11 protein-coding genes are annotated in these 12,476 nt (G+C 59.7%); 1 reads left to right on the top strand and 10 read right to left on the bottom strand.

The window, feature by feature from the left end; translation table 11 throughout:
- Positions 1-19: 19 nt before the first annotated feature.
- Together msbA and ELQ88_RS04805 are read right to left on the bottom strand one after the other, a co-directional pair.
- Positions 20-1,828 carry a lipid A export permease/ATP-binding protein MsbA gene (msbA, locus tag ELQ88_RS04810; RefSeq protein ID WP_138963943.1) on the bottom strand — a complete coding sequence of 603 codons (1,809 nt, stop codon included), beginning with the start codon at positions 1,826-1,828 and terminating at the stop codon, positions 20-22.
- 15 nt (positions 1,829-1,843) lie between these two features.
- Positions 1,844-3,016 (bottom strand): O-antigen ligase family protein, encoded by a 1,173-nt coding sequence (locus ELQ88_RS04805; RefSeq protein ID WP_138963941.1) that lies wholly within the window; start codon positions 3,014-3,016, stop codon positions 1,844-1,846.
- Between the two features lie 111 nt (positions 3,017-3,127).
- On the opposite strand from ELQ88_RS04805, the gene ELQ88_RS04800 reads away from it, so the two are divergent.
- On the top strand, positions 3,128-3,733 hold the full coding sequence (locus ELQ88_RS04800; protein ID WP_128872872.1) for a serine/threonine-protein kinase: 606 nt from the start codon (positions 3,128-3,130) through the stop codon (positions 3,731-3,733).
- On the opposite strand, the gene ELQ88_RS04795 is transcribed toward ELQ88_RS04800, so the two are convergent.
- From ELQ88_RS04795 to ELQ88_RS04760, 8 genes are all read right to left on the bottom strand, one after another.
- Entirely contained in the window at positions 3,728-4,825 is a 1,098-nt protein-coding gene (locus ELQ88_RS04795) for a glycosyltransferase (RefSeq protein WP_128872873.1), read from the bottom strand. The genes ELQ88_RS04800 and ELQ88_RS04795 overlap by 6 nt on opposite strands.
- A gap of 45 nt (positions 4,826-4,870) precedes the next feature.
- The gene (locus ELQ88_RS04790) at positions 4,871-5,632 is read right to left on the bottom strand and encodes a glycosyltransferase family 2 protein (protein WP_128872874.1); all 762 of its coding nucleotides are present in this window, start codon (positions 5,630-5,632) and stop codon (positions 4,871-4,873) included.
- Positions 5,633-5,688: 56 nt separating this feature from the next.
- Complete coding sequence (locus ELQ88_RS04785; RefSeq protein ID WP_138963939.1) at positions 5,689-6,645, bottom strand: glycosyltransferase; 957 nt, start codon at positions 6,643-6,645, stop codon at positions 5,689-5,691.
- Positions 6,642-8,072: a PIG-L family deacetylase gene (locus tag ELQ88_RS04780; RefSeq protein WP_138963937.1), complete on the bottom strand. Its 1,431-nt coding sequence runs from the start codon at positions 8,070-8,072 to the stop codon at positions 6,642-6,644. The genes ELQ88_RS04785 and ELQ88_RS04780 overlap by 4 nt, the downstream gene beginning before the upstream one ends.
- Before the next feature lie 8 nt (positions 8,073-8,080).
- The gene (locus ELQ88_RS04775) at positions 8,081-8,977 is read right to left on the bottom strand and encodes an antimicrobial resistance protein Mig-14 (RefSeq protein ID WP_138963935.1); all 897 of its coding nucleotides are present in this window, start codon (positions 8,975-8,977) and stop codon (positions 8,081-8,083) included.
- Positions 8,977-10,107, bottom strand: a complete 1,131-nt coding sequence (locus tag ELQ88_RS04770; protein ID WP_128872878.1) for a glycosyltransferase — start codon at positions 10,105-10,107, stop codon at positions 8,977-8,979. The genes ELQ88_RS04775 and ELQ88_RS04770 overlap by 1 nt, the downstream gene beginning before the upstream one ends.
- The gene (locus tag ELQ88_RS04765; RefSeq protein ID WP_128872879.1) at positions 10,091-11,848 is read right to left on the bottom strand and encodes a carbamoyltransferase; all 1,758 of its coding nucleotides are present in this window, start codon (positions 11,846-11,848) and stop codon (positions 10,091-10,093) included. Before ELQ88_RS04765 ends, ELQ88_RS04770 begins: the two co-directional genes overlap by 17 nt.
- Positions 11,849-12,024: 176 nt before the next feature.
- The gene (locus ELQ88_RS04760) at positions 12,025-12,357 is read right to left on the bottom strand and encodes a YceK/YidQ family lipoprotein (protein ID WP_128872937.1); all 333 of its coding nucleotides are present in this window, start codon (positions 12,355-12,357) and stop codon (positions 12,025-12,027) included.
- Positions 12,358-12,476 lie beyond the last annotated feature (119 nt).

Genomic DNA, 12,476 nt, shown 5'->3' with positions numbered 1-12,476 from the left:
GGCCCACCCTCTCGCCGGCTCAGGCGATGCCGGCCGACACCTGCTCGTCCAGGCCCATCGCATGCAGGCGCGAATAGTAGCCGTTTTGCGCCAGCAACTGGGCGTGGGTGCCACGCTCGACGATTTCCCCATGGTCCATGACCAGGATCAGATCGGCTTTCTCGATGGTCGACAAGCGGTGCGCGATCACCAGGGTGGTGCGACCTTTCATGACGTGATCCAGGGCCGCCTGAATATGCCGCTCGGACTCGGTATCGAGCGCCGACGTCGCTTCGTCGAGAATCAGCAAGGGTGCATTCTTCAACAGGGCACGGGCAATCGCCAGGCGTTGACGCTGTCCGCCGGACAGCAACACGCCGTTTTCCCCGACCTGAGTGTCCAGCCCCTGGGGCATTTCCGAGATGAAGTCCATCGCGTAGGCATCCGTGGCGGCCTTCTCGATATCGGCACGCGGTGCATCGGCCAGGTCGCCGTAGGCGATGTTGTTGGCAATGGTGTCGTTGAACAGGGTCACATGCTGCGTGACTTGCGCCACATGCCGACGCAGGTTGCGCAGGCGATAGTCTTCGATTTCCACGTCATCGAGCATGATTTCGCCGACGTCGTGGTGATAGAAACGCGGAATCAGGCTGGCCAGGGTCGACTTGCCGCTCCCCGAGCGCCCGACCAGGGCGATCATTTGTCCCGGTGCCGCGGTGAAGTTGATGTTTTTCAGCACTTCGCGCTCGGTCCCCGGGTACGTGAAACTGAGGTTGCGCACTTCCAGGTGGCCGCTCACGCGATCACGTTCGACGGTGCCGTTGTCGACCTCGGGTTCGACGTCCAGCTGCTCGAAAATGCTTTCGGCACCAGCGACGCCTTTCTGGATGGTCGAACTGACTTCCGACAGCTGTCGAATCGGCTTGGGCAACAGACCCGCCGCGGTGATGTAGGCCACCAGATCACCGGCGGAGGCGTCGCCGCGCAGAAACAGCACCAGGAACATCAGCACCGCCATGGCGGTATAGATCACCAACTGCAACATGGGCGTGTACACCGCGCCGGTCTTGGTCATGCGCAATTGTTTGTCGGTGTTGCCCTGGCTGGCCTCGGCAAAGCGACGCTTTTCATAGTTCTCGCCACCGAAGCTGCGCACCACGCGATACCCCTGGATGGTCTCGGAAGCCACGTGAGTCACGTCGCCCATCGCCACCTGGATCTTCTTGCTCTGCTTGCGAAATTTCTTGCTGGTATTGCCGACCATGAACGCGATGACCGGCAGGATCGCCAGCATCACGATCGTCAGTTTCCAGTTCATCCACACCAGATAAGCAAACAGGAACACCACGGTCAGGCCTTCACGGATGACCACCTTGATGGCGTCCGTGGCTGCGCCGGTCACCATGGTCACGTTGAAGGTGATGCGCGAGATCAGGTGCCCGGAGTTGTGGGTATCGAAATAGCGATTGGGCAACACCAGCAGCTTGTTGAACAACTCGACACGCAGGTCGTGAACCAGGCCCAGGGAAACCTTGGCCAGGAAGTAGTTACCCAGAAATGACCCCAGGCCTTGCCACGCGGCGATCAGGATGATCAGCAACGGCACGGCCATCAGCAACTGCAAGTCTTTCAGGTAGGGGACGTTGGGGAAGAGCACCGCTTCAGGATTGCTCAGGCCATCGACGAAATATTTGAGGATCCCCGCCAGCATGGGCTGAGTGGAGGCAAAAATCACGAAGCCCACGATACTCAGCAGGAAAAGGCCGGTATAGGGTTTTACATACCCCAGCAGCCGAAAATAGATTTTCAAGCTGGAATCCTGTCCCGCTATGGGCGGTGCGTCACTCATCGTAGAGCTCACTGATTAGGAAGAACGCGAAATTTTATCACAAGCGCCGGAATCGGCCCGCGCCCATACCAAAACACCAGCCAGACCTACAGGCAACCAACTGATGAACCACTCCGCCCTTGGCGTTCCGGTCAGGCTCGCCGCGTCGAATTGCATGGCCAGGGACGAAAACAGCCAGATGCCGATGACACCTTGGCCATAGAGGGTTTCCCGGGCCTTCCAGGCTTGATACAGGACTGCAATCCATGTCGCGCACCACAATAACAGGCCCGGCAGGCCCAGTTCGATAGCGACATGGGTGAACAGATTATGGGCATGGTCAAAGTAGATGCCGTCGGCGAACACTTTGTAGGCGCCACCCAGCCCCAACCCCTGCCACGGATGTTCGGCGATCATTTGCAGGCTTGCCATGAGGATCTGCGGACGATAGGAAACGCCGCGGGCCAACACCAGAGGCTCGAGAAACCAGAAAGCCAGCATCGCGACGGTCAATGCCGACACGGCAATGATCCGGCTGCGACGATCACGGCACCAGATGGGCATGGCGAGCAACGTCAGAAACAACGCCAACGCCGCACCACGGCTCTGGCTAAGCACTACAAATAGCCCCAGCAACCCTAGCGCGAGCGCCCAGACCGCTTGCAGCCGGCGATCCCGCGGGACCCAATGCACAAGCCACACGGCCGCCAGCCCGATGACATACCCCCCCAGAATCGGATGAGCCAACTCGCCCAACCCCTCGACGCGCGCATACCAGACGCTGCCATTGATCACATAAAACCTGACCATCGCCGCCAAGGCAGTCAATGCCAACCCCAGGCCACCCCATTGCATGACGCGTATGACCCGCTCGGGTCGGGCATTGGCAAAGACCGGGAAGAACAGCAGAAACACACCGATATACAACAAACGCTTGGCTTCGCGACCCGGGTCTTCGGCATTGGTCCATGACAGGCTGATCAATGACCAGACCACCAGACCGAGCAATGGCAGGTAGATCCAGCGCTGTTTATCGAGCAGTTCTGCGAGCCTGGCCCGTGTTGACCAGGCGAACATTATGGCCGGCAGCCAGAGCGTTGCGACCAGGCCCTGCTGATAGACTTTATTGGTAGGCGCAACGGCGATGGCCAACAGGAACCACAGCAGACCGATCGTCATCCATGCTTGCGCCCAGCGTGTTTCCTGCATCAATGTGCTCCTTGGTTGATTCGCCCCGCCTAACCCGGCATGGTTAAAACTGAAACTTTTCGGCATCATTGCCCGCCACTGTGCCCCGCTATTCCAACAAGGCTTCCTACGATGCAATGCTCCCGACTTGCGCAAGACGCTTTAAATCGAATGATTGAAGGCGCCAAAATACTGGAGGCCGATAGCTTCGGCCCGAAAGTCTACCTGTTGCAGGACGGGAATATCCTCAAACTGTTCAGGCGCAAGCGTATTTTTTCCTCCGCCCTGTTTCGTCCATATTCGAAGCGCTTCATCGACAATGCCATCGAACTGCAAAAACTGGGTGTGCCCACCTTTGAGGTCCTGCAGTTCTTCCAACTGCAAGCCCCAGGCATGACGGCTGTGCTTTACCGGCCCCTGCCTGGAGAAACCCTGCGCCAGATTGCCGACAAGGAAGGTTTCAACTGGCAGCAGAACCTGCCTGCTCTGGCGGGCCTGATACGCAGTCTTCATTCGTCGGGGATCTACTTTCGTTCATTGCACCTGGGAAACATCGTGGTGACACCGGACAATCGGATGGGCCTGATCGACGTGGCGGACATGCGTTTCATGCGGGCACCGCTGCCCAGGCACCTGATCAAGCGCAACTTGCAACACTTCGCCCGCTATATTGCACGAGAGAACCTGAACGGCAGCTTTCCAATGCAAGCGCTGGAGCAAGCCGTTCTGCCGTCATGAGAGCAATCGGCGGGCGACTTGACTGAAGTCCGACCAGGCCTGGTCCGGCGCCAGTTCCAGATATTGCTCCGCGGCGACGTTTTTCGCACAGACGCTGAACGCGCGCAAGATGGCATCGCTCCAGGCACTGACATCATCGACGGGGGCATACCAGCCCGTATGAGCCAACTGCTCGCGGAACACCGGCAAGTCGCTGGAGATGACCGGCACGCCCGCCATCACGGCCTCTTGCATGATCAACCCCAGCCCCTCGCTGAGTGAAGGGATTGCGACCCAGTCGAAGGCGCTGTAAAGCTGCGCAGCCTCGTTGAGGTGACCGGGCAACGAGACACGGGCATTCAATCCCAGGTGGTCGATGCGCGCTTGCAGCGCTGCCCGGGTCGATCCTTCGCCGATGATCACCAGGCGCAGGTCGGGTCGTTGCTGCAAGGCCGAAGTAAAGGCCTCGAACAGACACGCAAAACCCTTCTTGTCCTCGAATCGTCCGACCGCACCGAGCACCGGCGTATGATCCAGGGGCAATCCCAACCGGGCACGGGCCTGCTCTCGCGAGAGCACTGCCGAACGGAAGGAGGCAGGGTCGAACGCACTGCGCAGGGTCATCACGGGCAATTGGAGGTCGTCGCTCAACTGGGTGGCCAAGGTATTGGACACTGCAACCAAGGTCAGCCGGGAAGACGCAGTGAGCTGCTCGAAGAGCGCTCGATCCGTGGCACGCAGACGCGTGGAGCCATGGAAAATCACCACCGCGCGGATATGTGGCAGCGTTTTGAGCAGCGGCAACAGCGTGCGAGCGACGCCCAAACCATCGAGCAGCAGCAGCTGCGCCTCACTCTGCATGAGCGCCTTCTGAAAGCCGGCCTGCATCCAGGGCTTCGTCAGCCGCCAGAAATGCCGCCCCTTCAAGCGGGCAGAGGACAGTTTCCATTCCCGGGCATCGCCTACGCTCAGCCCGCACTCGGACACGCTGCCTTGCAGCAACCAGGTCTTCACTGATGCAGTGGGACCAGCCTGCGAGAGAATTTGCTGATGAACCTTGTGAATCGATGCGTATGGAGCACCACCGGACCACATGACGTTAAGGATATTCATAGAGCAACAAGCCAATGCAAGGGTCCCGGGTGACAAGCGGTGCACTTAGTTGATGAACCAGCCAATGCAGACTCCCAGCAGTAGAAACAATCCGGACTTCACATGGTCACGTCGACTGCGGCGCACCTTGCGCCGACGTTCAATCGACGTCTGTACATGGAGGCCAAATCCGGTATGCCGAACGGCATCCCCTTCCAGGGTCACGGCAGTCAAATCGAGCTGTGCGTAACGCTGCGACAACGCCTTTTCCCCACCGTGTTCGGCAAATGGGGCGCAGAGCCGATATTCCTTCATGCGACGCAGCCCGGGATTCAGCGAAAAACTCTGCCACTCGGGCTTATCGGAGATTAGCGGGTAACACGGCACCCCACCGATAATTTCGCGGGCGCCCTGGTGAATGTAGGGGCTGTGAACACACAGATCGTAAATATAGTTGCGCAACCACACCTGGAGAATTTCCGGACGCAACTCGAGGATGGCCATGGAGTCTTCCACAAACCCCGGGCGATAGAACTCCCAGTCATCTTCGCAATGAAAGATGTAGGGCGTGCTGACGTGTTCGTACGCCAGATCGATCGACGCCAACTGGCCGAGCTTCGGGCGATTGACGAACACCGTGCAGTGATCTTTCCAATGGGCGGGAATGACCGAGTGCACCTGATCGTCCCCTGCATCTTCAGTGATGAAGACTTCGCGGATGGCGGCGGTATTGAACCGGTCAAAACTCTCGAGAGTTATTTTGAGCAGGTCCAGGCGGCCACAGCTGGTGACCACTAATGTGATGTTACTTTCGTTAGAAAAGTGCACCTGATTCCCGATTAAAAGTCAAAGTGCCAGCCATCTCAATGGCTGACCAACCCTTGTCAAACGCCCAGTTTCAGGCGCACTTTTTCCAGCAGCCCCAGCGGCGCGCCAGGGCGCAGTGCAGGCTCCAGCGCTTCGACGATACGCTGGCCAATCCGCGCAAAACTGAACTGACTGACCGCCAGTTCGCGACCATTGGCGGCGATGCGCTGCGCAAGCTCCGGGTCGGCTCGCAATACGGCCAGCTTCTGCTGGAGCTGCGGGACATCTTGGTAGAGCACCACATTATGCATGTCCTGCAAACCCAGCGCGCCGCTTTCCGAAGCGCCCTGATCGTAGGCCAGCAACACACAGCCGCACGCCATGGCCTCGAAGTTCTTGATCATGAATTCGCCCATGCCGACATCGGCGCTGACGAAGAAGCGAATGCGGTTGAGTGTGTCGCAGTACTCTTCACCGGATTTGGTGCGCGTGACGACCATCGATTCGACTCGTCCCAACTCATCGAGCAGCGCCTTGCGGCCACTGTAGGCGACGCTGTTGGTGCTGCCGACAAACGCCAGCTCGATATCCCGTTCACGCCCCTGGTCCTGCAGCAATGTCTGGTCGTAGCCCTTCGGCACGAATACCGCGTCGAAGCCCTCTGCGCGCAAACGCTCACTGACCATGAAACCCGAGCTGATCACCCGCGCCCAGGGCAGCTTGCGGTAATGGGCACTGAACTTGCCGGTGTATTTGCACGGAATGTAATTCTGGTAGGCATCGTGCTCAAGAATGACCAGGTTGGGCACGGTCCGGATGAACCTTACCTGCCGGATTTCTTTTTTGAAGCGCAGAAAAAACACGATACGGTCATAGCGGGTCACATCGACATGCTTGCGAAAATACCCCCGCAAGTCGTCCTGCTCTTCACTGGTCAATTCGCGCTTGTCGCACTCGCAATGCTCGGCGATGCCGTCATACAGTCGATCGAGAATCGCCCGCTGCTCTTTCTGTACCAGAAACAGGACTTTCAATTGGACTCTCTCTTTCCAGACAACTCTTGGACCCAGAACAATTCGTGGCGTCGTACCGTTTTACGCAGAAAATCGTTTTCGCCGAACGCTCGCCAGCGTCGAGCCGCAAGGCAACGTTGTATCGCTCGGCGCAGCAGGCGCTTGAAGGGCGGCCGGGGCTGAAGGTCGTGCATCATGCCCAGCGACATCGCCTTGCGCCACTGGCTGTCGGTCGACAGACACAGCGTCCAGGGACGCAACGATTCATGGACTCCGATCTGGGGCGGCAGTGCTACGCCCGTGCCCGCGTCGCCCATTGGCCAGCGATCGTTGTCATGCAAGTGATTGGCGTAGTGCAACAAGGTTTCAGGCTGCCACGTCGTGCCGCTCAATGCCTGCATCACCGCCTGCTGCGAGCACAGGTGGTCCGGATGGGGATCCAGGTGCGGGTGCGGCAAGACAATGATCTGAGGCTCGATGCGTTCGATCAATTCACGCAGGTCAGCCAGCAGATTATTCCAGGATGGCAGGCCATCAACGTCACTGCCCAAGGCAAATGGATTGAATCGGCGGAAATATCGGGTATCGCCCAGCTGAGCCTCACGGGACGCTACGGCCTCGGTCGGTGCGCTTTGCATGGCAGGCAACTGCAGGCAGAAGTAGCCCAGTTGAATGCAGCGCTGCTGAGGCACGCCGCCCCACAACGGAACGCTGACACTGTCCCAGGCGCGCAGCGAGCCCTTCAGCCGAGACGCTTCGACGCCATCGAGCCCCATCTGCCGGTAGTGCCCGGCCTCGATTTCACCGGCGGTGATGGTCACGATCCAGCTTTGTTCGGCGCCGCTGTACAAGCCGAATGCGGCCAGCTCGGCGTCGTCGGCGTGGGGCGCGATCACCATCACCCGCTGACGGCTGTAATCCGGATGTTCGAACGCCGAGAGCACCGGCTCGCCGAGCAATCGGCAGAAACGTCCGCGCAGACGCAACTCACCTTGCGAGAGCACAGAGGCCTGCCCCGTAAGATTGAGGTAACGCAAACCATCGACGCCACGCTCGAAGGTCTGGCGGTCCGGATCAGCCCCACCCGCCAGCTCGACAACGGGATCGATAAAGCGTCCCAGCCAGGTGCTTTTTATCCGCAGCGCCAAGATCAGGGTGGCGTTGTCGACCAGCATCACGCCCTCGTCAAGCCGCAACCGGTCCCCGTCCAGATGCACCTTGGGCTGCTGGGTGTACGGGGGGAAGCTGTACTGATAATCGTCTGTGGGTGAATAAAACAGATGGTCGGCAAACCATGCCTCGTGGGCAATCCAGCCCAGAACCGCGAGCACCACCGGCAGCCACCAGACCACCAGCACGCCGCAGGCAATCAACACCACCAGCGCAATCAACAGGCCGATGCGTTTGTTGCGCCGATGGCGCTTGAGCAGTTGCTGTTTGCGATTCATGGGCTGGCTCATACGGTGAATACCGGCACAGGGTTGCACCAGCGATCCTTGTATTCACGGTCGGCGCGCCCGAAAGAAAAGCGCAGGGGTTTGTCCAGCGCCCGGGCATGCTCCCAGGCGCTCTGGGTGTTGAGAAAACTCAAGACGCTGCCGGGACTGAACTCACGGGTTTCGGGATCGACGCCGCCGTTGATGTACTCGACGCTGACCCACTGGGGTGTCACCACACGGTAGACCAGCTGAATCGCTATCGGCGCATCGTTGAGAAAAATCACCGAGCCGATCAACAGGTCACGCAGCAACTCGATGACCTCGGCCATGCGTTCGGCGCCCGTCGCCGGGAACCCCCAACGGCGCTGGAACAGGTCGCAATAGATGGCCGCCAGCTCGCTGCTGGAAAACTCGGCGACCGGTCGCACCACTCCGCCCGCCTCTTCCAGCAGACGCAATTCGCGGCGCTGGTTGTAGCGGAACTTCTTCGACAGTTCTTCGGGAGTGCGGGCCATGGCCAGTTGTTCGGCCTGCAACCTGATGCCGGTAAAGCGGCCTTCGTTCAGCGCCGACAGATAGCGCCCGCGATGACGCAGCGGCGCCTGGGCATCGGCAGCGGCCGGCAGAATGAGTTCGGCGTTGCCGAGGTCGTACAAGCCCTTTTTACCTTGGCGCTTGAGCACTTCTTTGGATAAGGCCAGGTCGCGACCCCAGGTCGGGATCGCGGCTTTGACTTCGCCGTGCTGCTCCCAGGCCAGGTAACGCACCGGGATGCCAGCCAACTGCGCCAGCCGCTCGACCACCATGGGATGAGTGGCGACGCTGCCGCCATAACGTTGCCAGGCCTCGGCGTAAGTCGAGGCGTCGACTGCCGTCCAGCCACGTTCGCGCCAGCCTTGAAATCGGTTGAGCATCAGCCCCTCGGTGCCAGTTCGGTAACAGGCGGCAAACGCCAGAAGGCGTCACGCACCGCGCGGTCGGAGAAGCGTTCTTGCAAGCGGTCGAGCATCAGCTCGGCACACTGGTGACGTTGCTGCTCGTCCATGGCGGCCAGATGTTGCAGCCCTTGGGCCAAACGCCCGGCATCGCCCAGCGGGAACAGAATGCCTACGCCTTCGACCACTTCCTTCGCGCCGCCACACGCCGTGGCGAGCAGCGGCACACCGGCGGCCATGGCCTCCAGCAACACCATGCCGAACGGTTCGTGATCGGAGCTCAGGGCAAATGCATCGAAGGCACGGAAATAACGCCGAGCCTCGGGCACCTGGCCGAGGAACAGCACGCGGTCGCCGATGCCCAGCTCACGCGCCAGGGCCTTGAGATCCTGCTCCAGTCGACCCGCGCCGAGAATCACCAGTTGGCTGTTGACCGGCAAACCCGGCAGCGCTGTGGCAAAACCTTGCAACAGCGTGTCCTGGTCCTTGTCCGGGTGCAGTCGCCCGACGTTGCCGACGATCCAGGCATCCATCGACAGACCGAGGACTTCACGAGCTTCGCGAACCGACACCTGGCTCTCCTGCAAGGCCTGGACATCGATCCGGTTGTAGAGCGTTTGTATCCGCGCGGCCGGCCATTTCGGCAGGCAACTGCGCATGTCGTCACGCACCGCATCGGAAACGCCAAGCAGGCTCAGGCGCTTGCGGAAAAAATTGGCGAAGAGTTTGCGGGTGCCGCGCTTGTAATCGTCAAACGCATGATGCACGCCAATCACCGGCAACGACGTGCCGAGCAAGGCGATATAAATCGGCTTGAATCGGTGAGCAATACAGAAACTGAAATTGCGCGAGGCGGCGATCTTGCGCAGATCGCCGATGGCGCCCAGCTTCAGGCCGCGAATGGCCTTGGAGCTGTATTCCATGAACAGCACTTCATCGGAAGCGCAACCCGCGGCGACTTCGGCATCGGCAACCCCGGTCAGAAACACCGTGGTCACCCGATAACCGGTCCCCGCGAACAGGCTGGCATACTGCCTTGCGCAGTCCAGGAACGGCCCGTCATAGCCGTGACAGAACTGCAGCACATGGCGTTCAGCCGAGCGTGTCATATGCGTTCGCGCCCTCTTTGACCACCAGGATATCTTCCATGATCAAATACTGTAGATCGGAACCGTAGAACATGTTCAGGGCATCGGTCGGCGAGCAGATCATCGGTTCGCCACGACGGTTGAGCGAGGTGTTCAGCGAGACGCCGTTACCGGTCAGCACTTCCAGCGCCTTCATCATGTCGTAGTAGCGCGGGTTGTATTCGCGCTTGAGTACCTGGGCCCGGGAGGTACCGTCTTCGTGGACGACTTCGGGCACGCGGGTCTTCCACTCTTCAGCCACTTCAAAGGTGAAGGTCATGAAGGGCGCCGGGTGATCGATCTTGATCATCTGTGGGGCGACGGTGTCGAGCATCGACGGGCAGAAAGGCCTCCAGCGCTCGCGGAACTTGATCTGGTGGTTGATCCGGTCAGCCACGCCAACGGCGCTCGGGCAACCGATGATCGAGCGACCGCCCAAGGCCCGCGGACCGAACTCCATGCGCCCCTGGAACCAGGCCACCGGGTTGCCATCGACCATGATTTTGGCGATGTTTTCCGGCATGTTCTCGAGCTTGCGCCATTCAGGCTTGCTCGGGTGACGCGCGCAGGCGGCGATCACGTCTTCGTTGCTGTAGGACGGGCCGAGGTAAACGTGTTCCATCTTCTCGACCGGTACTCCACGGGCGTGGGACACGTAAGCTGCCGCCCCCACCGCGGTGCCGGCATCGCCGGACGCAGGCTGGACGAACAGTTCCTTGACGTCATCGCGAGCGATGATTTTCTGGTTGAGTTTGACGTTCAACGCACAGCCGCCAGCGTAGGCCAGCTTGCCGGTTTCCTTGAGCACATCGCCCAGGTAATGGTCGATCATCTGCAACGCCAGCTTCTCGAACAGCGCCTGCATGCTCGCAGCGTAGTGGATGTACGGCTCGTCGGCGATGTCGCCTTCGCGCTTGGGACCCAGCCACTCGATCAGCTTCGGCGAGAAATAGAAACCCTTGCCCTTTTCTTTATAACGACGCAGGCCGATGACGTTGGCGTACTCGGTGTTGACTACCAGCTCGCCGTTCTCGAACGAGGCCAGCCGCGAAAAATCGTATTTGCTGGCATCGCCGTACGGCGCCATGCCCATGACCTTGAACTCGCCGTCGAGCATTTCGAAACCGAGGAACTCGGTGATCGCGCCATACAGGCCGCCGAGGGAGTCCGGGTCGAAGAACTCCTTGATCTTGTGGATCTTGCCGTTTTCGCCGTAACCGAAGAAGGTCGTGGCGTACTCACCCTTGCCGTCGATCCCCAGAATCGCGGTTTTCTCTTTGAAGCCGGAGCAGTGGTAAGCGCTGGAGGCGTGGGCCAGGTGGTGTTCGACCGGCTCGATCTTGATCTTCTTCGGATCGAAGCCCAGTTGCTCGAGGCACCAGACAATCTTGTTGCGATAGCGCTTGTAGCGACGGTTGCCCATCAGGATGGCGTCAAGGGCGCGGTCCGGGGCGTACCAGTAACGCTTGGCGTACTGCCAGCGGGCCTTGCCGAACAGGCTGATCGGCGCGAATGGAATCGCTACCACGTCAACGTCGGACGGCTTGATGCCGGCCTGCTCGAGACAGAATTTCGCCGATTCGTAAGGCATGCGGTTCTTTGCATGTTTATCGCGAACAAAGCGCTCTTCTTCAGCCGCCGCGACCAGCTTGCCGTCGATGTACAGGGCGGCGGAAGGATCATGGCTAAGGGCGCCGGACAGGCCAAGAATCGTCAATGCCACAGGGGTCTAGCCTCTTTAGTCTGCATGCAGGCGCAGGGCGCCTCGAAAATTGATGTGCCCCTCGCAAGGGGCGAGTGGCAGCTAAAGGGCGGGATTATAGCGTAAACATGGCGGGAATGACCCTGCGGTTGTTCACACCAGTCTGTCGCGGCAGAAGGCATTGCAGTGCGGAGCCTTCACCTGATCCAGAGGCTTCCGTCCTCGCTCTGGCGATAAAGGGTGTAAGGCAGGAGGACCGTGTCCAGTACCCCGGAGGCAACGAGGTCGAAAAAGATCAGTGGAATAAAGCCTACTTGCGCTCCACCTGCCGTCTGACTGGGCGGCGAATTGAGTATGCAGAAGTCATAGGCCAGACCGCTGTAGGCACGGGGAATGGATTGACAGTAGGTCTGCCTCTGCCGCAGATCCTTTGCCGTTTCGGCGTCATCCTGCAGTACCGTAACGGCGGTTCCGCAGCCGGATAAAACCAGTGAGAGTGCTCCGATTACAACAGCCCTTTTCATAGCCACTACCTGCCCTCGAAATACATCAGGCAAGCTAGCATCGTCGCTATTCAGGGCATAGTTCATGAGGTCTGGAGATCATGTAGGACTTTTCAGAAAAAATTGTCCTCTAGATATCGGGAGAC

Origin of the sequence: Pseudomonas sp. MPC6 (assembly GCF_006094435.1) — a bacterium.
Classification (GTDB): domain Bacteria; phylum Pseudomonadota; class Gammaproteobacteria; order Pseudomonadales; family Pseudomonadaceae; genus Aquipseudomonas.
Note: the sequence above shows the minus strand (reverse complement) of the source record. Positions and strands in the feature narration are given on the sequence as shown.